17 protein-coding genes and 2 pseudogenes are annotated in these 21,453 nt (G+C 57.9%); 10 read left to right on the top strand and 9 right to left on the bottom strand.

Going from position 1 to position 21,453, the window contains the following annotated elements:
- Positions 1 to 2,083: DEAD/DEAH box helicase (locus PEL01S_RS32910; protein ID WP_164824358.1), on the top strand; the 2,083-nt coding region annotated here is incomplete at its 5' end.
- A 275-nt stretch (positions 2,084 to 2,358) separates the two neighbouring features.
- On the top strand, positions 2,359 to 5,274 hold the full coding sequence (locus PEL01S_RS32905) for an ATP-binding protein (protein ID WP_127463188.1): 2,916 nt from the start codon (positions 2,359 to 2,361) through the stop codon (positions 5,272 to 5,274).
- A 162-nt stretch (positions 5,275 to 5,436) separates the two neighbouring features.
- Here the strand turns inward: PEL01S_RS32905 and PEL01S_RS32900 are convergent, their stop codons facing one another.
- The 3 genes from PEL01S_RS32900 to PEL01S_RS32890 form a co-directional block, all read right to left on the bottom strand.
- The gene (locus PEL01S_RS32900) at positions 5,437 to 7,029 is read right to left on the bottom strand and encodes a UDP-glucose--hexose-1-phosphate uridylyltransferase (RefSeq protein WP_127463187.1); all 1,593 of its coding nucleotides are present in this window, start codon (positions 7,027 to 7,029) and stop codon (positions 5,437 to 5,439) included.
- Positions 7,030 to 7,086: 57 nt separating this feature from the next.
- The gene (galE, locus tag PEL01S_RS32895) at positions 7,087 to 8,073 is read right to left on the bottom strand and encodes a UDP-glucose 4-epimerase GalE (protein WP_127463186.1); all 987 of its coding nucleotides are present in this window, start codon (positions 8,071 to 8,073) and stop codon (positions 7,087 to 7,089) included.
- A gap of 67 nt (positions 8,074 to 8,140) precedes the next feature.
- Entirely contained in the window at positions 8,141 to 9,316 is a 1,176-nt protein-coding gene (locus PEL01S_RS32890) for a galactokinase (protein WP_127463185.1), read from the bottom strand.
- 189 nt (positions 9,317 to 9,505) lie between these two features.
- On the opposite strand from PEL01S_RS32890, the gene PEL01S_RS32885 reads away from it, so the two are divergent.
- Positions 9,506 to 10,420 (top strand): AraC family transcriptional regulator, encoded by a 915-nt coding sequence (locus PEL01S_RS32885; RefSeq protein WP_127463189.1) that lies wholly within the window; start codon positions 9,506 to 9,508, stop codon positions 10,418 to 10,420.
- Between the two features lie 47 nt (positions 10,421 to 10,467).
- On the opposite strand, the gene PEL01S_RS35800 is transcribed toward PEL01S_RS32885, so the two are convergent.
- Positions 10,468 to 10,968 (bottom strand): sensor histidine kinase, encoded by a 501-nt coding sequence (locus PEL01S_RS35800; RefSeq protein ID WP_371860737.1) that lies wholly within the window; start codon positions 10,966 to 10,968, stop codon positions 10,468 to 10,470.
- Positions 10,969 to 10,986: 18 nt separating this feature from the next.
- Positions 10,987 to 11,958: pseudogene (locus PEL01S_RS35795) on the bottom strand (7TM diverse intracellular signaling domain-containing protein); the annotation flags it as partial.
- A gap of 841 nt (positions 11,959 to 12,799) precedes the next feature.
- Here PEL01S_RS35795 and PEL01S_RS32875 point away from each other — a divergent pair.
- Positions 12,800 to 13,492, top strand: a complete 693-nt coding sequence (locus PEL01S_RS32875) for a response regulator (protein WP_010502277.1) — start codon at positions 12,800 to 12,802, stop codon at positions 13,490 to 13,492.
- Positions 13,493 to 13,500: 8 nt separating this feature from the next.
- Here the strand turns inward: PEL01S_RS32875 and rluF are convergent, their stop codons facing one another.
- A complete protein-coding gene (rluF, locus tag PEL01S_RS32870) occupies positions 13,501 to 14,199 on the bottom strand; it encodes a 23S rRNA pseudouridine(2604) synthase RluF (RefSeq protein ID WP_127463183.1) in 699 nt (232 codons plus the stop codon).
- A 187-nt stretch (positions 14,200 to 14,386) separates the two neighbouring features.
- On the opposite strand from rluF, the gene PEL01S_RS32865 reads away from it, so the two are divergent.
- Positions 14,387 to 14,875, top strand: coding sequence for a GyrI-like domain-containing protein (locus tag PEL01S_RS32865; RefSeq protein WP_127463182.1), 489 nt, complete (start codon positions 14,387 to 14,389; stop codon positions 14,873 to 14,875).
- Between the two features lie 97 nt (positions 14,876 to 14,972).
- Here PEL01S_RS32865 and PEL01S_RS32860 read toward each other — a convergent pair whose 3' ends face one another.
- A complete protein-coding gene (locus tag PEL01S_RS32860) occupies positions 14,973 to 15,413 on the bottom strand; it encodes a hypothetical protein (RefSeq protein WP_036688274.1) in 441 nt (146 codons plus the stop codon).
- Positions 15,414 to 15,564: 151 nt separating this feature from the next.
- Here PEL01S_RS32860 and PEL01S_RS32855 point away from each other — a divergent pair, with 151 nt between their 5' ends.
- The 3 genes from PEL01S_RS32855 (at position 15,565) to PEL01S_RS32845 (ending at position 18,829) form a co-directional block, all read left to right on the top strand.
- The gene (locus tag PEL01S_RS32855; RefSeq protein WP_127463181.1) at positions 15,565 to 16,032 is read left to right on the top strand and encodes a hypothetical protein; all 468 of its coding nucleotides are present in this window, start codon (positions 15,565 to 15,567) and stop codon (positions 16,030 to 16,032) included.
- A 147-nt stretch (positions 16,033 to 16,179) separates the two neighbouring features.
- Positions 16,180 to 18,474, top strand: a complete 2,295-nt coding sequence (locus PEL01S_RS32850; protein WP_127463180.1) for a transglycosylase domain-containing protein — start codon at positions 16,180 to 16,182, stop codon at positions 18,472 to 18,474.
- A gap of 85 nt (positions 18,475 to 18,559) precedes the next feature.
- A complete protein-coding gene (locus tag PEL01S_RS32845) occupies positions 18,560 to 18,829 on the top strand; it encodes a hypothetical protein (protein WP_127463179.1) in 270 nt (89 codons plus the stop codon).
- An 82-nt stretch (positions 18,830 to 18,911) separates the two neighbouring features.
- Here PEL01S_RS32845 and PEL01S_RS32840 read toward each other — a convergent pair whose 3' ends face one another.
- Entirely contained in the window at positions 18,912 to 20,249 is a 1,338-nt protein-coding gene (locus PEL01S_RS32840; RefSeq protein WP_127463178.1) for an MFS transporter, read from the bottom strand.
- Between the two features lie 198 nt (positions 20,250 to 20,447).
- Here PEL01S_RS32840 and PEL01S_RS34735 point away from each other — a divergent pair, with 198 nt between their 5' ends.
- Both PEL01S_RS34735 and PEL01S_RS34730 read left to right on the top strand, forming a co-directional pair.
- On the top strand, positions 20,448 to 20,606 hold the full coding sequence (locus PEL01S_RS34735) for a hypothetical protein (RefSeq protein WP_010502262.1): 159 nt from the start codon (positions 20,448 to 20,450) through the stop codon (positions 20,604 to 20,606).
- On the top strand, positions 20,603 to 20,767 hold the full coding sequence (locus tag PEL01S_RS34730; RefSeq protein WP_163768701.1) for a hypothetical protein: 165 nt from the start codon (positions 20,603 to 20,605) through the stop codon (positions 20,765 to 20,767). The genes PEL01S_RS34735 and PEL01S_RS34730 overlap by 4 nt, the downstream gene beginning before the upstream one ends.
- An 87-nt stretch (positions 20,768 to 20,854) precedes the next feature.
- On the opposite strand, the pseudogene PEL01S_RS34725 reads toward PEL01S_RS34730, so the two are convergent.
- Positions 20,855 to 21,453, bottom strand: a pseudogene (locus PEL01S_RS34725) (hypothetical protein); the annotation flags it as partial.

Here is a 21,453-nt window from a genome sequence, read left to right as displayed (position 1 = left end):
CATGCTGCCATGGCTGGCCGAGGGCGAAGCCGGGCTGCGCAGCACGCTGACGCCAGACGAGGCGTGGGAGCTGCTGGCCAAAGGCAGCCTGCGCCTGATGGAAGCGGGCTATTCGGTCATCCTGCCCGCATGGTGGGAACGTATCCGCAGATGGCGTCCGCGCCTCAAAGCGAAGATCAAATCGTCGGTCGGCTCCGGCCCGCAGTCGATGTTCGGCTTAAATCAGCTCATGCAGTTCGATTGGAAAATCGCGCTGGGCGACGTCGAGCTGACCGAGGCCGAATTCCGCGAGCTGCTGGAGCAGAACCGGCGGCTCGTGCAAATCCGGGGGCAGTGGGTGCAGCTTGACCCGGTTCATCTCGCCCAGCTCCAGCGCGTCATGCAGCAGGTGGAGAAGAAGCAGGGGCTGTCCTTCCGGGACGTGCTGGAGCTTCATCTGCTCGGCTCCAGCGAAGGCGAAGAGGACAAAGACTTCCACCGTACGATCAACATGGAAGTCGAGCTTGACGAGCAGCTTCAAGAGCTAGTCGATCTGCTCAATCACGCGAAGCGCCCTCCGCTGCTGGAGCCGCCGGACAGCTTCCGCGGCAAGCTGCGGCCGTATCAGGTAGAAGGCATCTCGTGGCTCGTGTTCTTGCGCGAATGCGGCCTCGGCGGCTGTCTGGCCGACGACATGGGGCTCGGCAAAACGATCCAGATGATCACGTACTTGCTGCACCTCCGGGAGCAGCGGCTGGCCGCCGATACTCAAGCAGCCGACACGCCGCAGACGGGCGGAACCGCCCCTTCCCTGCTGATCTGCCCGACGTCCGTGTTGGGCAACTGGCAAAAGGAGCTGCAGCGCTTCGCGCCGGACCTGCGCGTGCATCTGCATTACGGGCCGACACGGGCCAAAGGAACCAGCTTTGCCGAGAACTGCGGCGAAAGCGACTTGGTGCTGACGACGTACACGCTGTCGCATCTGGACGAGACGGAGCTTGGCTCCGTTTCCTGGGAATCGATCTGCCTCGATGAAGCGCAGAACATTAAGAATGCCTACACGAAGCAGGCACAATCGATCCGCAAGCTCGCCGGACGGCACCGGATCGCCCTGACCGGGACCCCGATCGAGAACCGGCTGACCGAGCTGTGGTCGATCTTCGATTTTCTCAACCCGGGCTATCTCGGCACGCTGCGCGATTTCACCCAGCGGTACGTCGGCGCCATCGAGCGTACGCAGGACAAGGAGCTGATCGCCAAGGTGCAGCGACTGATCCGGCCCTTTCTGCTGCGGCGCGTCAAGAAGGACCCGTCCATTCAGCTCGATCTGCCGGAAAAGTACGAGTACAAAACGTACGTCTCGCTCACAGCCGAGCAAGCGACGCTGTATGAGAACTACATCCAAGACATGTTCGAGCGGATCGACAAGCTGTCGGCCATGGAGCGCCGCGGGATGATTCTCGCCGCGCTGACGAAGCTGAAGCAGATCTGCAACCATCCGGCGCTGCTCGCCAAGGATGCTGTCCGGGGGCCGTGGCGCGAACGGTCGAACAAGGTCGAACGGCTGCTGGAAATGGTGCAGGAGCTGCGGCAGGAAGGCGACAAGTGCCTCATTTTCACCCAATTCGTAGAGACCGGGCACTTGCTGCAGCGGGTGCTGGAAGAAGAGTTCGGAGGCAAGGTGCCCTTTCTTCACGGAGGCAGCTCCAAGGCGGAGCGGGACCGCATGATCGAAACGTTCCAAGGCGAAGTGCCGCCGGAGGAGGACGATTCGGGCATTTTCCTGCTGTCGCTCAAAGCCGGCGGCACCGGACTTAATCTGACCGCGGCGAATCACGTGTTCCATTTCGATCGCTGGTGGAATCCAGCCGTGGAAAACCAGGCGACGGACCGCGCCTTCCGGATCGGCCAGACGCGCCATGTGCAGGTGCACAAATTCGTCACGTTGGGGACGCTGGAGGAGCGCATCGACGAGATGATCGACAAGAAGCTCGGACTGAGCCAGCAAATTGTCGGCACCGGTGAGCAGTGGATCACCGAGCTGTCGACGGACGACTTGAGGGAGCTGTTCTCCCTGCGCAGCGAATGGGTGGAGCGCGACTGAGCCGCTCCTCCGTTCGCCAACAGGAAACACAGCCCCACAACAAGCCCCCTTTTTCCCCTTTCGCTTTCGTATCCCACAAAGACAATAGGAATACAAAGCTTCCTGACATTCTTCGACTCGTGCCGGCATAAGCCGCTCTTTTCGGCAAAGCAGCGGTATTTTTTTTGCGTTCCGGCTCGAAAAGCACCGTTCGCTGTAGAGGATTTACTCTGCTTTTGTCGAACTAGGAACGTACCAAAAAAGAAATGTCTATATGCCGAAAAGGTGGCTCTGCCATGAACATGACTCGATCGAAGATTTCACTGGGGTACGTGATCGTCGTGATTTCCCTGCTCGTGATGATCAGCGTCTCCAGCTTTGTCGCATCCTCCAGTACGGAAGAGGAACTGAAGAGCGTCGTTAACGAAGTGATTCCGCTCAACAATTTGGCCGAAAGCTTACTGGTCGACTTGGTCAATATGGAATCCGGGCTTCGGGGCTACGAAGTAACGCAAGATGAGAAATATCTAGAGCCCTACGACTTCGGCAAAGCCCAACTGCAGGACGACTTGCTCGCCATGGCTGCATTTCAAAAAAAATACCCCGGCCTGCGCAGTGTCATGGAAGGCGACGCCATCCCGCAAATTCAGCGCCTGCAGGAGTATTATGCCAGCCAAATCGAGCTGATTCGCGACGGGAAGCTGCCTGATGCGATCAAACGGGTCTCCATGGGCAAAAACCAGATGGACCGCTTTCGTCAAATTCATACGAAGCTGACCGCGGAGATCGAACTCATTGCAGCGGAAGCGTATTCATCGGCTCAAACCGCAGAGAAACGGGCGCGCGTCATCGTTTTTATCGGAGGCGGGATCGCCATTGTCGTCGGACTGTTCTCGTTCTTCATCTTCAACCGGGCCAATCAGGCGGAAGCCAAGCTGCGCAAAAGCGAGGAAACATACCGGTACATGGCGGAAAGTCTGGAGGTGCAGAACGAAGAGATCGTTGCCCAGCAGGAGGAGCAGGAAGCGACGCTGGAGAAGCTGTCGCAGCGCGAGCTGGAGCTGGAGGCCATCAGCAGCTATCAGGAGAAACTGACCGGCTCGACGGACATGGCCGACTTTTTGAACGCTGCCATCCCGGCGCTGCTGGAGTCGCTTCACCTTGACGCAGCTCTGCTTGTTTTGAAAACGCCGGGCGGCGACGGGGCGGAAGCGGCTTATCAGGTCGCCTATGCCATCGGCTATCCGTCGACGCTGCCCACGATGCTGGAAAGCGAGCTGTTCGGCACCGCACGGCGCGTCCTGAACGAGAAAATGCCGCTGGAGTGCGTGCGTCAAGCTACCGCGCAGGAAGGAGGTTTCCATCAAGGCATCACCCACGCGGTAGACCGCTATTATCCGCTGTTCAACGATGAGCATGAAGCGACCGGCTTCCTGCTGCTGACTGGCTATCTAACTTCGCCGGACGAGCAAAAAACGCGGCTTGCCAAAGGCCTCATCCGCCAGTTCGGACTTGCCTTCCTGGCACAGCAGATGAACGAGGACCGCCGCCGGCAATCCGTCCGTCTGGAGGCGCTCTACGAGCAGCTCCAACAAGAGAAGGTGGCGATGGAGGAGCAGCGTGACCTGATCAACAACATCCTCGAATCGACTCACGAGGGCATGATGATGTGCGATGCTTCAGGGAAGCTGATGTTTTTCAATCATCGCATGAACGATTTCCTACGGCTCAGCGGCCCCGCCGGCGAATCGATCACCGAGATCAGTCAGGAGCTGCTCGATCGCTCACCGAGCTTCGCCCGCGTTTCCCAATCGATTCGCGGTCTGCTGCGCGGCGACTTGAACAAGCTGACGGAGCGCTTCTCCTTCACCGACGGGGAGGAGCAGCAAAGATATGTGGAGCTGTACGCCATCCGAATGATGGTCGAACGTCACGACGAGGAGCTCGGCTTCCTGTTCGTGTTCCGCGACCGGACTGAGGAAGAAAAAGTCGACGAAATGAAAAACGAATTCATCAGCATCGTCTCGCATGAGCTGCGGACGCCGCTTGCGAGCGTTCTCGGATTTATCGAGATTTTGCTCAACCGCCAGCTTACGCCGGAGAAGCAGCAGCGTTACCTGCAAACCGTCTATAAAGAGGCGACCCGGCTTTCGACGCTGATCAACGACTTTTTGGATCTGCAGCGGATGGAATCCGGGAAGCAAATTTATCATTTTGCCCCGGTGGAGCTGGGAGGATTGCTGCAGGAAGTGGTCGAGCAATGGCGGGGCAAGCAAAGCCACGACCTCTCGCTGCATCTGCCGCAGCATGAAGTGTGGGTGCGCGGCGATGCCGACCGGCTGAAGCAGGTGGCGCACAATCTGCTCAGCAACGCGATTAAATATTCGCCTCAGGCGGATCGCGTCGATCTGACGCTCCGGCAGGACGGCCAAGCCGTGCAATTCCTCGTTCAGGATTACGGCCTCGGCATCCCGGAGGAAGCCAAGGATAAGCTATTCTCCAAATTTTACCGCGTCGATAATTCCGATCGCAGGCAGATCGGCGGAACAGGCCTCGGGCTATCTATCGTGCGGGAAATCGTCGAAGGCCACGAAGGGACCGTTGCGTTTGAATCGGAGATGGGCGCAGGCTCGACCTTCACCGTGACGCTCCAAGCTTACCGGGTCGGTACGGCGGACAACACCATCATGATTTTGGAGGACGACGATAATTTGGCGAAGCTGATTCAAGTGGCGCTCGCCAAGCTGCATATCCCGACGATGCATGTGCGCTCGGCCGAGGAAGGCATTCTGGCCCTCCACCGGATCGAAGACGGCGGTCCGAGACTGTGTATCGTGGACATTCATTTGGAGGGGACGAAGAACGGGTGGGATTTCATCGGCGAGCTGTACCGCCATCCGAAGTTTTACCGGACCCCGGTTATCGTATCTACAGCTTTGGAACCTCCGCAGGATTATCACGAGAAAGATATCGAGAAGTTTTTGCGCAAGCCGTTCTCGATGGATAAGCTGCTGCAAGTGGCCGAGCAGTTGCTTAGCAACACCGATCGGCATCCGTCGTACATTTTCCCGGCCCAGGATGAAAATTTCTTAACCAACACGCTCGCCAAAAACGGCATCGAGGTCGAAGAGATCAAGCGGAAGCCCGATCTGATCGAGATCGAGCCGAAGACGCGCCGGCCTTCCGGCGACGAAGGCTCGCGGGCAGGATAGCCCCAGCCCCAATTCGATGAAGAAGCGGCAAGACCCCCATTCGGCGGCTCCGTCAACACGGTGCCCGGATGGGGGTCTTTTTAGATTAAGCTGAAGTGGCCTGGACCGAAAAAACTGCCCGCTCCATAGATGTTCATTGGACAACTGTTCTCCGTTCCCGCATTAAGCCTGCACGCCGAGATGCCGCAAAAACGCCCGGAATCGCTCCATTCCCTGCTCGCTGCGCTTGTACACGCCCGTATCACGCAGCACGTCCGCGAACTTGCGGCCCGTCTCCGTTTGCAGCGCTTGTCTCGCGTTCTCTTCCGGCATAGCCGTACCGTAACGGGCGACAAGCTCCTCCAGCCATTCGGCGTGCTTGTGCAGCGGATGCGACGGATCGCGCGTAATCTTCCCGTCCAGCTTCTCTTCCCCGGTCAGGAGTCTGGACGCCAGCTCCAACTCGTCCTTGAGACGACCCGGCAGCACGGCGAGCCCCATCACCTCGATCAAGCCGATGTTCTCTTTCTTGATATGGTGAAGCTCCTTGTGCGGATGAAAAATGCCGTCGGGATGCTCCTCGCTGGTCCGGTTGTTGCGCAGCACCAGATCAAGCTCGTATTCCCCGCTCGCATTATTGCGGGCAATGGGGGTAATCGTGTTATGCGGCACCTGGACGCCCGCTTGCTCCGTAAATGCGAAGATATCTTGTGACGGGTCGCTGTAAGACTTCCACGCATCCAGAATCGCCGTAGCGAGCATCAACAGCTGATCGCGTTTGTGGGAGGCGATGCGGATGACCGACATCGGCCATTTGACGATGCCGATCTTCACGCCGGGATAATCCGGATGACTGAAGCTCTCCTCGACGCCCGCCTTTTCCATCGGAAACTTGTGCCGTCCGCCTTGAAAATGATCATGGTTCAGGATCGATCCGCCGACGATCGGCAGGTCGGCATTCGACCCGACGAAATAATGCGGGAAGCGCTCCACGAAATCAAGCAGGCGCTCGAACGTCTCCTTCGACGTCTTCATCGGCCGGTGCTCTCCGTCGAAAATGATGCTATGCTCGTTGTAATATACGTAAGGCGAATACTGAAAATACCACGTTGCCCCGGCCAGCTCAACCGGAATGACCCGCAGGTTCTGCCGCGCCGGATGATTGAACCTGCCGGCGTAGCCCACGTTTTCGATGCACAGCAGGCATTTGGGATAATGGCTCTGCGGCGCGTTTCGGAGCATCGCGATTTCTTTCGGGTCTTTCTCCGGCTTCGACAGGTTTACGGTAATTTCGATATCGCCATATTCCGTCGGTGCAAGCCAATACATGTTTTTGTTAATCCGGTCCATACGAATGTAGTTCGAATCGATGCACAGCTTGTAGAAAGCGTCCGTTGCTGCTTCGATGCCCGCGGACTTCGCAGTCGTCCAGAACCGTTGCACAAGCTCGGATGCCCGAGGCATGAGCTGCCCCATCAAACGGGCATCCAGCAGATCGCGCACCGTCGTGTTGTTCTCTTCAAGCAGGCCCGACTCGGCCGCGTAATCGAGCAGCGGCTCCAGCAGTTCCACCACGCTGTCCGCTACCGGCTCGGTCAGCTCGCCCTCGTATGGCTCGCCGATTCGCAGCAGATCGAGCAGCCCGTTGCGGGCCGCATACACATCCAGCGGCTCCAATAGTCCGCGCTGCAAACCAAACTGCAGCAGCCGTTCGACCCGGTAGGCCGCCTTCCGGTCGGGGGAGCCGAAATCCGTATTTTTCTGTCTCTGTTCCATTGTTCTCCACTCCTTCGGATCGGCCGGCCTTCGGCCCGAACGCCTGCACCCGTGATTTTACTTGCCGTAGCCGTCTGGATTCGCTTGATGCCAAGCCCATGCGGAGGCGATGATTTGCTGCAGGCTGTCCCGCTTCGGCTGCCAACCAAGCTCCGTTCTGCCGCGCTCCGAAGAGGCGACAAGCACCGCCGGGTCTCCGGCTCTGCGGGCTTCGACGACCGCCGGGATCGCATGTCCCGTTACTTCACGCGCGATGTCGATCACTTCTTTGACGGAGAAGCCTTTGCCGTTGCCGAGATTGTACACGCTGCTATCCCCGCCGGAGCGAAGCTTTTCCACCGCCAAGATGTGCGCGTCTGCCAGGTCGGTCACATGGATGTAGTCGCGGATGCATGTGCCGTCCGGCGTCGCATAGTCTTCGCCGAAAATCGAGATATGCGCGCGCTTGCCGAGAGCCACCTGCAGAATGATCGGCACGAGATGGGTCTCCGGCGAATGGTCTTCGCCGATCCGGCCGCTTTCGTGCGCGCCCGCCGCGTTGAAGTAGCGCAGCGAGACGTATTTGATGCCGTGCGCGGTATCGAACCAGCGCATCATCTTCTCCATGGCGAGCTTCGTTTCGCCGTAAGCGTTCGTCGGCAGCGTCCGGTCCGTTTCCAGAATCGGAACGTTCTCCGGCTCGCCGTACGTCGCCGCCGTGGACGAGAACACGATTTTTTTGACGCCGTATTCGTTCATTTTCTCCAGCAGGCAGAGCGTCCCGTAAACGTTGTTATGATAATATTTGCCGGGCAGCTGCATACTTTCGCCGACAAGCGAGCTCGCTGCGAAATGAATGACGGCGTCGATCTCGTTTTCACGAAATACCGTGTCCAAAAAGTCCGCATCGCGAATGTCCCCGACGTACAGCTTGCCGCCGAGCACCGCTTCCCGGTGTCCCTGCTGCAAATTGTCGACGACAACGACCTCTTCGCCTTTTGCCAGCAGCTCCGCTACCGTATGCGAGCCGATATAGCCCGCGCCTCCGGTTACCATAATAGCCATAGTCCAGCCTCTCCTTCCGCCAATCCGAATTTATGGGTTCCGTCCGTTCATCGCCGGACGATCATACTTATAGCTGCAGCTCCTGCACGCCATTCCCAATGTCGCATACATAGAAGTCCGCGGTCAAGCCGGTCTTCTCCTTATACACGCGGCCCACCTCGCCGACAAACCGCTCCACGCTGTCTTGATGCACCAACGATACCGTGCAGCCGCCGAAGCCGGCGCCCGTCATCCGCGAGCCAAGCACGCCGGGAACGGCGAGCGCCGCTTCCACCATCGTGTCCAGCTCGACGCCGGTCACCTCGTACAAGTCGCGCAGCGAGTTATGCGAGCCGATCATTAGCTGGCCGAACGCCGCCAAGTCTCCGCGTTCCAACACTTCGATAGATTGCAGCACCCGGTCGATCTCCTCGACGACGTGCTGCGCCCGCTTGCGCACCGTTTCGTCCGGGATCAGATGCTGTGCGTTCTGGTACTGCTCCAGCGACAACTGACCGAGCAGCGTCAGCTCGGGATATTTGGCCGACAAGTATTTCACCGCCTGCTCGCACTGCGAACGGCGCTCGTTGTAGGCCGAATCGACAAGCCCGCGCTTTTTGTTCGTGTTGCCGATCACCAGCTTGTATTCGCCGCTAACGAACGGCACGTGCTTGTATTCCAGCGTATCGCACATGAGCAAAATCGCATGCTCCTTCTTGCCCATCGCTACCGCAAATTGATCCATGATGCCGCACTGCACGCCGATGAACTCGTTCTCGGCCTTTTGCGACAGCAGCGCGATCTCCACCTTGTCCGTCGGCTGCCCTTCCATCGTGAGCAGGCCATAAGCCGTCACCACTTCGATAGAAGCCGAAGAGGAAAGGCCGGAGCCGTTCGGGATCGCCCCGCTGTACAAAATATCGTAACCGCCGACGGATAGCCCCCGCTTTTGCAGTTCGCGGATAATGCCCTTCGGATAATTAATCCAATCGTCTTCGGCGCGGAGTTCGACTTGCTGAATGGAAATATGCTTGCGCAGCGGAAAGTTGGTGGAAGCGAAGCCCACCTGATCGTCCTCCCGCTTCCGGATCAGCATCGTCGTGCCGAACGTCAGAGCGGCCGGGAAAACGTATCCCCCGTTGTAATCGGTATGCTCCCCGATCAGATTGACGCGCCCCGGCGCATGAAACGCCCGGATCGGATTGGAGCTATCTCCTCCGTACAGCTCGACAAACTGCTCCTGCAATGCTTTCACTTCCGTCATGACGGTTCACCTCGTTATGGATTTAAGAAGACGCGTTCAATATAGCGAATTTCAATAGGTAGCTTTGCTTCAAGTATAGTCCGGACAACCGGTTTTCACTATGGAACGATGTCAGGACGGCATGGAAAAATGTTAGATCATCAACGCGCAGACAACCCCGATTGTGCTATACTGAACGTATCCGGGGCGATGCCCCAAAAGGAGGCGAGCCGCGCCGTGTCTGGGCCTGTCAAACGTCCCGATACTTACTTTGTCGTATCCAACCCGTACCCCGCGTCGGAAGACAGCCCTTTGACCGTCCTGTTCGCCGGCCACAGCCAGACGAAGCCGGGTCATAAGCCCGGTCCGAAGGTGGTCGATTATTATTTGCTGCATCATGTGTTATCCGGCAAAGGCACCTACGTTTGCCAGGGACAGACTTACGAGCTTGGCGCAGGAGACAGCTTCCTGATCGAGCCGGGCAAGCTGGTCAATTACATGGCCGATACGCTTGACCCGTGGCATTACCGCTGGGTCGCCTTCGAAGGACATCTCACGGAGCGGCTGCTGCAGGATACGGGCCTGAGCTCGCAGCAGCCGGTCGTCCATACCGGACGAAAGCGCTCGATTGGCGTCCTGTTCCGCCAAGTGCAGCTGGCGTTTCAACACCGCGGCGCAGGCGCCAATCTGAAAGCGAACGGCTGCCTGCACCTGCTGTTCGCCGAGTTCGCGGAAGCGCTTCGCCCCCTTGGCACGGACGAGCCGGAGCAGGCAACCGCCGCAGGGCAAACGGTGCAGCGGGCGCTGCAATATTTATCCAAGCAGTATGCGGAGCCGATCACGATCGAGCTGATGGCCGAGTCGCTCGGCTACAACCGCGCTTATCTCTCGACGCTGTTCAAGCGGCAGACCGGGCTGACGCCCGTAACGTTCCTGCTCCGGCTCCGGCTCGACAAAGCGCGCCATCTGCTGCGGGAGCGTCCGGAGCTGACCGTGGAGCAGATCGCATCTTCGGTCGGCTTCCAGGACCCGCTGTACTTTTCGAAGCAGTTCAAGCGGCATTACCAGCTTTCACCGACCGATTACCGCAGCTCGTTACTGCATCCTCCGGGCTCCGGCGATTAAGCTTCGCGCATTCGATTCACAGCGGTTCGCCGCTAACATCCGAGTCTCTATTCACCCCCTTTCGCGAGGGGCAGCATGAAGGCGATGCAGGCGCCTTGACCGACGCGGCTTTGTGCCCAGATCCGGCCCCCATGATAGTCGACGATCTCCTTGGCGATGGCCAGCCCGAGGCCGCTGCCGCCGCCGGCCGTGTTGCGGGACTTATCTTTCTTGTAGAAACGGTCGAAAATATACGGCAGGTCTTCCGGATCGATGCCCGAGCCGTTATCCTGCACCTGAACGACAAGCGAATGCTCGTCCACGATAAAATGAAGCTGGATCAGCCCGCCGCGGGGTGTATGCTTGACCGCATTGTAAATGACGTTGGTCAGCACCTGATCGATCCGGTCCACGTCGATTTTGACGATGGCCTGCCGATGGGCTTCGGCCCGCAGCGAGTAGGCGACCGTCTCGAACTTGAGCCCGGCTCCGGCCAGCTCCAGCTCATAGCGCTCGTCGAAGTAGCGGATAAAATCGTCCGCGCTCACCGGCTGGATATCGAAATCCATCTGTCTGGCCTCCAGCTTCGAGAGCTGAAACAAATCGGCGATGAGCCGGTTCAAGCCCGTGATCCGGTTATGGATGAGCTTTAAATACTTTTGCTGCTGGTCGGGCTGCGAGACGACGCCGTCGATGAGCGCTTCCACGTACCCTTGAATCAGCGTCATCGGCGTTCCCAGATCGTGCGAGATATTGCTAAGCAGGTGCCGCCTTGACGTTTCCATCCGCGCCAAGTCGTCGTTCATCCGCTCCAGACTGCGGTTGATGCGTTCCAGCTCGGCGGTCCGCTCGCGAATTTTATGCTCCAGACCGGTGTTCATCTCGCGCATTTGCCGCGATAGCGTCTCCACTTCCACGTAAGCCTTGGCCGACTTCGAGCTCAGGATGAACGAGGTCATGAATACGCAGACAAGCAGTCCGTACGACGACACCTCGCCAAGCTTGATCCACTGGTTATAGTACATAATGTCCAGCATCACCGTGGCGACGTAAGCGCCCGCGCCGATCGCGGCGAACAGCGCCCCGTCTCTTTTGCGAAGCATGGCGCGGGCCAAGCTGAACAGCAGGTAGCCGCTAGTGAGCAGCGTAATGAGCTGAAATGCCGGCGTCGTATAGGTCACCCACGGGGGCGGAATCAGAAATGCCGCGGCCGAGAACGCTACACCGAGCGCCAAGATAAGCCGGACAATACCGGAACGCACCTCCAACGGGTAAAGCGAGTGCATGAACATGATCATGACGGGCACGCCCATGTAAAAGCATACGTACTCGATGCGCAGCTCCGTCAGCCAGTGCACCTCGGGGATAAAATAATACATCACGCCTTCGCCTGTAAAGAAGGCCCGTATGCCGATCAATAAGCAAAAAAGTCCGAAATAAAGCGATCCTTTCTCTTTGCGCCTCAGCGCAATCAACCCGATGTGATACAGCCCCATCGACAGCAGGCTTCCTACCACAAGCGTCTCGATCGCAAGCTCTCTCCGGAGCTTGCTGTCCATCGCGCTCCATGAGCCGAGCTCGACCGGTTTCCAGATTCCCCCGAGCCGGTGATGGTAATTGGAAACCTGAATGACGATATCCAGCGGCCCGCCTGCATGACGGAACCGGATCAGATTCGGGGTGTATTGCGGCTTGGAAGTCTTAATGTCTTCTCCGACCGTGCCGCTGCTTGCGACGGGCTCGCCGTTCACCCAAGCCTTGTAGGCCGTCCGGATGTACGGAAGCTTCAGCCCCAGATCGGAAGCGGGACCATCCAGCTTCACTTTCAAGCGAAAGGTCGCATAACCCGATCCGCCCGGCCGCACGCCGTCCACAAGGACGCGGTTCCATACCTCGGGGAGAACAATCGGAGTTGCCTGCTCCCCCGCGGCTTGCTCCGGGGAGGCCAGCTCTACCGGTGTCAGCAGGCGCATCCAGTACATCTGCCATTCGCCGTCCAACCGGACCGTTCCATGGGATTCCAAGCCGTAGCGCTCCAGGTCCATGACCCCTTGAACGGCACGGGGCGCAGACTTCTCAGCAGCGGAAATGTAATAGCGGACACCGGCAATCCCGGCGGCCAATAAAACTATGGAAATAAACACCCAAAACCATTTATAATAGAAATAGTTTCTGGAAATCGATACCACTTTCTTTCCTGTTGCTTAGATGGGCCTCTCTGCTAATATCGTACCTTAAACTGCATTATTTGGAAACCGGGATAAACGGCTCACCTTTGGGGGATTTCGGGACGTTTGTCGCTGTCATATCAGAATCCAGTATCGAGTCTGGCGGGGTATGATTCTGATAGTTTCAAAGAAACATCATGTTTCGCCGCATCATCTTTTGGAGGAGAAATCGATGCCTGGAGAAAAAATACTCATCGTCGACGATGAAGCCGAGATTGTCGAATTAATCAGTCTTTATTTGCGTAAGGAGGGGTATGACGTACTGCATTCCGGGAATGGGGCCGAAGCGCTTGCGATGGTGCGGGAGCACTGTCCGGACTTGGTGATTCTCGACATCTTGCTCCCCGAAATGGACGGCATCGAAGTATGCCGGCAAATCCGGAAGTCCTATAATACGCCGATTTTATTTCTAAGCTGCAAAAGCGAGGATATGGATATCATTCTGGGGTTCAGCATCGGAGGGGACGATTACATTACGAAGCCGTTCAGTCCCGGCCAGCTCGTCGCCCGGGTCAAAGCGCATCTGCGCCGCAGCCAGTTGCTTGAGCAGCACAAGGAAGATTCCCAGTACCTGTCGTTTCCGGGACTGGAGATCGACTTGCTCAGCCGGACCGTGAAAGCAAGCGGCGGGCTCGTGCCGCTGTCTTCCAAGGAATTCGACCTGCTGCTGCATCTCGCCCGCTCGCCCGGCAAGGTACTCCCGCTCGAACAGCTGTATAAAATGACCTGGGGCGTGGACAGCAACGGCGATACGCGCACGCTGCTCGTCCACATCAGCAACCTGCGCAAGAAGATCGAACCGAACCCCACCGATCCGAAATACATCCATACCGTGCGGGGGATCGGCTACAAATTCAATGTGTAGCATAGAGCTTACGGCTGATGTCCGATGTCGCTCATCAGCTTGTCCAGCTCTTCCGGGGTCAGATCGCGCCACTGCCCCACCGGCAAACCGGCCAGCTTGATGTTCATAATGCGCACCCGCTTCAGCCGGCGCACCTCGTAGCCGAAGGCGGCGCTCATCCGGCGGATTTGACGGTTTAGCCCTTGCGTCAGCACGATCCGAAACGTCCGGTCGTCGATGCGGCTCACTTTGCACGGTTTGGTGACGGTCCCAAGAATCCGCACGCCGCTCGCCATTCCCTGCAAAAACATCGGCGTGACCGGTTTGTTCACGGTCACGATGTATTCCTTATCATGCTCGTGCTCGGAGCGTAATATTTTATTGACGATATCGCCGTCATTCGTAAGCAAAATCAATCCTTCGGAATCTTTATCCAGTCGTCCGATCGGGAAAATGCGCTCGCGGTGTCCCACAAAATCCACGATATTGCCGCGGACGTGCCGTTCCGTCGTGCTGGTGATGCCTACCGGCTTGTGGAGCGCAATGTAGACGTGCTTTTTCTTCTCGCTGATCGGTTTTCCGTCGATCCGCACGTCGTCTCCTTCGCTCACCCGGCTTCCGAGCTCGGCCAGCTGGCCGTTAATCGTGACGCGCTTTCCCTCGATCAGCTGATCCGCTTCGCGCCGGGAGCAAATTCCCGTTTCGCTAATATATTTGTTGATTCTCATCGTTCTCACTCCGCTTGTCCTGACTTTATCGCTCCATTATACCATGCGGGTTTTTCGTTGCAAAAAATTCAAGAGGCGCTCTGCGAAAAAGAAGGGGCCTCTGGCGAAGCCGGAGCGGGAACGTGTGAAGTCATAAATGCTTGTTTATTGGGTTTGGAAAATAACAAGGAAAAGAGGCGAAAATCGTATGATCGAAAACGCGGCAAAGCTCCCGGAGATGGAGCCTGTTATGGTGGAGCACAAGGAGCTGAAGCTGATCGGCATTCCGTGCATCGGCTTGAACGACATGGGAGGCAAGTATCGGCACGCCAAAGAAGCGCTGCTGTCCTCCGCCAAGCATTTACCCCATATCGTGAACCCGCACATTCATTACGGCCTGTGGCCGCATGGACCGTCGCAGAGCCATCCGGACACGCACGTATACATCCTTTGCATGGAGGTCGAATCGTACGACGACATTCCCGAATGGTTCCTCCGCCTGACTGTCCCGGCGCACCGGTGCGTCGTCGTGGCGAATAAGGACGGGAACTTCGAGGCGGCCGGTCAAGCGGTCGAAGCGTATTTGCGCGAAAAGGGACTTCAAACAAGCGCCGGCGACCGTACCTACACGATATGCGAACGATACAACTACGAAGGCGAAGGATTCGCGCGGTATTCACTTCCGCTCGTCAATTGAAGCCGCTTGTTGAGCCAAACACCAGCCCCCTTGCGCCTGCCATGCGCTTCTACTGACGAACAAGCTCCGGAAAAGCGAATTTGGCGCACGGGGTTTTTTACTGCTTCGGCGGGCTTTGTGGCTTAGAAACCGCGGTGTGCGGCGCACCGGCAACCGCTGTGCTTTTTTTGGTAAACAAAGTGAAAAAGCCGCTGTGCGTCGTTACATTCATCGTTTTGCCGTCCTTGACAAAAACACGGAGGGCCCCCACCTGCTCCTCTTTATCTTCCTTCCACCCCCACTTGCGAATCTCATTCGCATAGAAGTCGGGAATACTTTCCTTTTCTTCGATACCTTTCATGTTGTAGCGGACATACACGACTCCCGGATTGGAGAACGGAACGTCCGATTTGCGCGCCTCCGCCGGCACGGGAAACTGCTCGTCGATGCTGGAACCGACAAAGCTGTTGTTATTGGAAAACGCGTACCCGTACACCAGAGCCGATAAGGTCACAGCCACCATAAGAAATAAAATAAACCGCAGCGATCTGCCGCGCATATCAACACCCCCAGTTGCTCTATACCTATTCGAAAAAGAATGACGATCTAGTACCATATAAAGTTTCATCCTTATCCGAATGGTGTAATAAAGGGGTACACGGATGTATCACGCCGTCCGGCGGAAAATACGAATCGAGGAGTGTTGCCCTATGTCCCGTAAAAAAACGCTGCCGTCGATCACCAAGCCCTTTTCCCACGTGCACGCTACGCTCAAAACGATGGGATTCACCGAACTGCCGTCCCGGGAAGGAAGCACATACGAATTGACGTTTCGGGATTCCGCTTCGCTGCAGGAATATCCATACCGTATCTATACGCACACGCAGGAAAACGGCCAGACGTGCATTGACTTGAACGAGGCCGGCTTCGTTGCACAGGACAATATCCCCGTTTCGGCAGACGCCGCTGCCCAAGAGATGTTGGCGGAGCTTCAGCAATATATGGAATACGGCCCGGCCAAGACGAAGCCGACCGAATCGACGCCGATCGGCAAAGCGATGAACGGCAAGATGGCCAACAACGAGAAGGAGGTCCGCCAGCTTGGCAAAGTGATGGCAAGCCTCCCGACGAATTCGCAGGTCATGGAAAAGGGCATGATGCCGGACCCTCTGCAATGAAATCCCCCGCTTGGAGCTTCCTTTGGAGGCTCTTTTTTGCTTGTCCACCTGCCGAAACAAGACGTCCGGCGCGAATATTATTAGCATTGGTATTTTACGCAAAAGCGGCGAATATTCCGTGGCAAACAAAAAGGGGGACCATCAGCCATGAGCTTATCCCGGATGTTTCGTTGGAGGCCGAAAACAAAGACAGACACCGGCTCCTCGCCGAAACGCGAGGGGCAGTCGTATAAAGCCTCCAGCGGAGGAAGCCGCGCGGCGGACGAGGCGCGACAGGCCGCCCGGTCGACGTGGCGAAGAACCAGTGCGGGGCAGGATGATCCGGGCCGCAGACAGGCGGCAGGCGATCCCCGCCCTGCGGCACGCGAGGTGCGGGAGCCTGCGCCGGGCAGCGGCGGCACGGCGGAGCAAGAGACGAAGAAAGCGCGCCGTTTCCGGGGGCGGCGGTGGCTGTGGACGGCAGGGCTGCTTTGTTTTGTGGCAGGAGCAGCCGGTCTTGGCGCTGCCGCCGTATGGGTGCGCGGTCTGGATATCAGCAAGCTGGAGCATCCGCTCCCCGAGCCGAGCTTCGTCATGGACGCCGGTGGACAGCCGGTGGCGCAGCTGTCCTCGTCCCGAATCGTGCCGGTGCCGCTCGGCCAAATTCCGCTGGATTTGCGGAATGCCGTCGTTGCGGTAGAGGACCGGCGTTTTTACGATCATGCCGGCTTCGACGTATGGTCGATCGGCCGCGCGCTGGTTCGCGACTTGAAAGCCGGAGCGATGGAGGAAGGCGGCAGCACGATCACGCAGCAGCTTGCCAAAAACTTGTTTCTCGACTCGGACAAATCGTTCAACCGCAAATTCAAGGAGCTCGGTTACGCGATAAAAATCAACTTCACTTACAGCAAAGACGAAATTTTGGAGCTGTATCTGAACAGCATTTACTTCGGCGAAGGGCGCTGGGGCGTCGAAGGGGCGGCGCAGCAATACTTCGGCAAATCCGTGCAGCAGCTGACGCTTGCCGAATCGGCCGTGCTGGCCGGTCTGCCCAAAGCTCCTTCTCTCTACTCTCCGGTGCAGCATCCGGACAAGGCGCTGGAGCGGCGAAACCTCGTGCTGTCGCTGATGAAGGAGCAGCATTTCATTAGCGACGCCGCCTACGATAAGGCTGTTGCCGAGTCGATTGCGTTAAAGCCGAACAACGGAGAGTCGCTGAAGGGGCGGCACCCTTCCTATGTCGATTACGTCATGGATGAGGCCGAGAAGCTCTATGGCTTCACGGAACAGCAGATTTTGACGCAAGGCCTGCGGATTCATACCGCGATGGACCTTAAGGTGCAGCAGGCAGCGGAAGAGGTGTACCATACCGACGCGCTCTTCCCGCAAGGTCCTGCCGACCGCCCGGTGCAGAGCGGAGCGGTCGTGCTGGACCAGCGAACCGGCGGCATCCGCGCGATCGTCGGTGCGCGAGGGGATGAGACCTATCGCGGCTTCAACCGGGCCACCGAGCTGAAGCGGCAGCCCGGCTCGGCATTTAAGCCGCTGGCGGTGTATGGGCCTGCGCTTGAGCTTGGCTATACGCCGGAGTCGATCTTGTACGACGGGGAGCTCGACATCTCCGGTTACCGTCCTAAAGATTGGGATGGGCAGACAAGGGGACAAGTCTCGCTTCAGGAGGCCGTGATCCGTTCGTGGAATATTCCGGCGGTCTGGCTGCTGAATGAAATCGGCATCGACGCCGGAATGAACTACGTGCGCAAGGCCGGGATCACTCTGCCTCCGGCAGACCGCAACTTGAGCCTTGCGCTCGGCGGCTTGTCCGAAGGCATCTCGCCCTTGCAGATGGCTCAAGCGTACGGTGGCATAGCCAACCTGGGAGTGATGCAGAGCGCCCACGCCATCACCAAAATTACGACCAAGGACGGCCATACGCTCGTCGAAGCCAAGCCGCAGTCGACCAAGCTGACGGAGCCGGTTTACGCCTACACGCTGACGAGGCTGCTTCAAGAAACTGTCGCACAAGGCACGGGGATCGCCGCCGCGCTCAATGGCCGTCCCGCCGCAGGAAAAACGGGGACAACGCAGCTTCCCGCAACGGCTGAATTCGGGGCCATCGGCCGAAATGGCGCAAAAGACGCCTGGTTTGTCGGCTTCACCCCCGAACTGACAACGGCGATCTGGCTAGGGTACGATCAGACGGACAAAACCCATTATTTGACGACGGGCGGAGCGGCGCCCGCGCAGCTGTTTCGGGAAATGATGACCCGGGCGCTGAAGGATGCCCCGGTGACGGATTTTCCAGTACCCGAAGAAGTGCGACGGGCCATGGAGGAGGCGCAGCAGCTACGCCAGCCGCCCAAGAGCGGCAGAAGCGCACCGGAAACCGGAGAGCCGCAGTACCGCAGCGGCCAGCCGGAAACGCCCCGTCCCGGCTGGCTAAGAAAAAAACAAGGTGATTAAGCCCATTTTTTAGATGGATAAGTGCCCAATTCCTCCTCTCTGACATATGGTGGAGTATGTTCTAATCAGAGAGGAGAAATCAAATATGTCTCAAGAGACGATAATTGAAACTCAAACAGCCGGGGAGATCGACTACAGCCGTCCGCATTATCCACATCATTACCATGCTCATCATTACCCGCATCATTATCACCACTATCCGCATCATCACGTCTATCCATACGGCTTCTATCCGTATGGCTACCACGCACACGGACACCATCCGCACCACCATCATCATATGCATGGGCATCATTATTACCACCATGCCCGCTGGGTACAGGATCCTTGGTCCGGCGAATGGTTCCTCGACTGAAGAAAGGCCGCGTGACAACAAAGGGCGTTCTGCATGAAGCAGATCGCCCTTTGTTCTTTCAACGGCTGTTCGCGCAGCCGCTCTAAGCTCCGTTTCCGGAAATCGACACCGTGCGGCGCGTAAAAAGAAAAATCGTGGACACCAGCGCAGCCAAGCTGACGATAAACCCGTACAGAAACAGCCGGTGGATGCCGGTCATAAAAGCCGGCGCCGACGTCAGAAGCGCGCCCATAATCGTAACGCCGGCCGCCGTGCCGATATTTCGCGAGAAGACCTGCAGCGACGTGGAAATCCCTTTTTGATCGGCGGCAACAAGCTGCTGAACCCCGATGACCGATACCGTATAGAGCAGCCCGTACGCCAGTCCTTGCACCACCATGATCACATTGACGTACCAGAAGCCCCCTTGGTCCGGCAAAAACAGCAGCAGCAGCCCGGACAGCACCAGCAGGACGTTACCTGTAAACAGCAGCGGCCGGTAGCCGTAGCGCAGCACCCATTTGCCGGCCGGGACGCCTACAAGAATCCAACCGACGGACATCCCGAGCAGCGACAGCCCGCTGACGAAAAGCGAGTACCCGTGCTGCTGCAAATAAAACGGTATGTAGCTGGACGTGCCGAACAGCGCCGCGCAGGTCAAAAAGCCGTTCAGGTTCATCCAGGCGACGGAGCCGTTCTTAAGCAGCGCCACCGGCATAATCGGCGACGGATGCCTCCGCTCGTTGTACACAAACAGCAGCAAAAACAACACGCCGCCCGCCGTATACAGCAGAAAGCCCTCGCTTACCACCGTATTGAACAGCAGCAGCCCGATGCCGAGTCCGAACCAGAGAGCTCCCCAATAGTTAATCCGGCTTTTGCGGGCCTCGTATACTTCGCGGTATGGCACAAGAAGCAGCAGCGATGCCAAACAAATCGGAATATTGATATAAAAAATCCACCGCCAGCTCAAATGCTCGATGAACAAGCTGCCGAGCAGCGGCGCCAGCACCGACGAGATGCCCCACATGCCCGTGAAGAACGCCTGGATTTTGCCCCGCGCTTCCACAGGAAACAAATCCCCGGCGATAATGGCCGGGAACGCAATCATCGCGCCCGCGCCGAGCCCTTGGAGCCCCCGGTACAATACGAGCTGCAGCATGGTCGCGGCCGTACCGCAGAGCACAGACCCGAGCAAGAAGACCAAAATGCCGATCGACAGCACTTTTTTGCGTCCGTACAAATCCGAAAGCCTGCCGCTAAGCGGCGTCACGATCGTACATAAAATCATGTAAGAAGCGAAGCTCCACGCGTACAGCTTCACATCCCCGAGCTCCTCCGCAATCCGCGGCATCGTCGTATTCATAATCGTCGTATCCATCGACGAAATCAGCACGGCGAGCACGATGCTCGCCATCACGGCCAAGCGGTTCCATTTCATACGGTTCCTTCCTCCTTCGTCGTCTCACCGTGTTCCCGGAACAGTAGCTTCAATATAACATAGCGGCGCGATGCCGAGCCATGGTTTTTGCGTTTTTTTCCAGACCGGTTTCCATCGCCTTCCACGCATGCGTGGTTTTCCCGAAGGGAATTCTAACCGGGAAATTGATATTATCCCACACGAGGAGGCCCATCGCCCGTGAAAATCGAAACGACCGACTACCAAATCGCCCCGCTTCACAAGCAAGAAAAAGTCATCGATATCATTCAACAGACGGAAGCGCGGCTGGCCGAATTGACCGGCAATCCGATTACGCTGATTGCTTATACTAAGACGGAAGGAGAGCAGAAATTGTGACCGGCAAGGAAGCAGAGTCGCGGCATCCCCACAAGCCGACCGTCGCCCCGGGTATGAATACGCACGATCCTTTGGAGGAAAAGGCGACGGAGGAAGAAGTGCGGCGCGGAGACGCCACTCTCGTCTCCCGTTTGTACTTGGACCGGACTCCCGAGGACTAGAGCAGCGATAGAAAAGCAGCCCGTCCGGAGCGTTAATCATCTCCAGACGGGCTGCTGCTGTGCGCGGTAAAAGCGGAAGCCCTCCGATCAGTCGTCATGCTCATCGTCGTGCTTATCGCGGTTTTTCGCTTTTTCCTTTTCTTTCTCCTTATTCTTGCCTTTGCCGTGCTCCTTGTCCGCTCCATGGCCGTTAGGCTCCGGCTTCCCGGGCTGTACGGGCGGCGTACGGACGGCTTTGGCGTCGTCTTTCCACTTCACGTCGATCTTCCAATCCGGCGAATCGTCCTTCAGCTTGAACTGCGCCGCCAAGCGCTGCTTAAGCGCCTTCTCCCATGCGTCTTTCTCCGACGGCAGCCCCTGCATCAGCAGAAGAAGCAGTTGCTCCGCCTGCGCTCCCTTCAGATGAACTACCGCGCGATCCTTGGTTTGGATATAAACGTCGGCCTCATCGCCCTTGTCCGTCTGCTCCTGCTTTACCTTCAAAGCCAGCTCCCGGCTCTTCAGCTCCAGCGACAGCCGCTCCCAAGGCCAGCTCCCGTTTGCTGCCGGCTTAGCCGGTTCCGAGGCAGCCTGACGGTCAGACGAGGCCGAAGGCGAAGCCGCAGGCGTATGCGCCGGACCGGCCGGCGGCGCGGCTGGCGTGCTGCCGGAAAGCGCAGGCGCGGCTGGCCCTGGCGATGCGCCGG

The sequence above is a fragment of the Paenibacillus elgii NBRC 100335 genome, from assembly GCF_004000865.1.
Classification (GTDB): domain Bacteria; phylum Bacillota; class Bacilli; order Paenibacillales; family NBRC-103111; genus Paenibacillus_G; species Paenibacillus_G elgii.
The sequence above is the reverse complement of the archived record's forward strand: the minus strand, read 5'-3'. Positions and strand labels throughout refer to the sequence as shown.

Coding starts and splice junctions, on each gene's coding strand:
- PEL01S_RS32905 (WP_127463188.1), top strand. CDS start 2,359: ATGAACATGACTCGATCGAAGATTTCACTGGGGTACGTGATCGTCGTG.
- PEL01S_RS32900 (WP_127463187.1), bottom strand. CDS start 7,029: ATGGAACAGAGACAGAAAAATACGGATTTCGGCTCCCCCGACCGGAAG.
- galE (WP_127463186.1), bottom strand. CDS start 8,073: ATGGCTATTATGGTAACCGGAGGCGCGGGCTATATCGGCTCGCATACG.
- PEL01S_RS32890 (WP_127463185.1), bottom strand. CDS start 9,316: ATGACGGAAGTGAAAGCATTGCAGGAGCAGTTTGTCGAGCTGTACGGA.
- PEL01S_RS32885 (WP_127463189.1), top strand. CDS start 9,506: ATGCCCCAAAAGGAGGCGAGCCGCGCCGTGTCTGGGCCTGTCAAACGT.
- PEL01S_RS35800 (WP_371860737.1), bottom strand. CDS start 10,968: ATGGATTTCGATATCCAGCCGGTGAGCGCGGACGATTTTATCCGCTAC.
- PEL01S_RS32875 (WP_010502277.1), top strand. CDS start 12,800: ATGCCTGGAGAAAAAATACTCATCGTCGACGATGAAGCCGAGATTGTC.
- rluF (WP_127463183.1), bottom strand. CDS start 14,199: ATGAGAATCAACAAATATATTAGCGAAACGGGAATTTGCTCCCGGCGC.
- PEL01S_RS32865 (WP_127463182.1), top strand. CDS start 14,387: ATGATCGAAAACGCGGCAAAGCTCCCGGAGATGGAGCCTGTTATGGTG.
- PEL01S_RS32860 (WP_036688274.1), bottom strand. CDS start 15,413: ATGCGCGGCAGATCGCTGCGGTTTATTTTATTTCTTATGGTGGCTGTG.
- PEL01S_RS32855 (WP_127463181.1), top strand. CDS start 15,565: ATGTCCCGTAAAAAAACGCTGCCGTCGATCACCAAGCCCTTTTCCCAC.
- PEL01S_RS32850 (WP_127463180.1), top strand. CDS start 16,180: ATGAGCTTATCCCGGATGTTTCGTTGGAGGCCGAAAACAAAGACAGAC.
- PEL01S_RS32845 (WP_127463179.1), top strand. CDS start 18,560: ATGTCTCAAGAGACGATAATTGAAACTCAAACAGCCGGGGAGATCGAC.
- PEL01S_RS32840 (WP_127463178.1), bottom strand. CDS start 20,249: ATGAAATGGAACCGCTTGGCCGTGATGGCGAGCATCGTGCTCGCCGTG.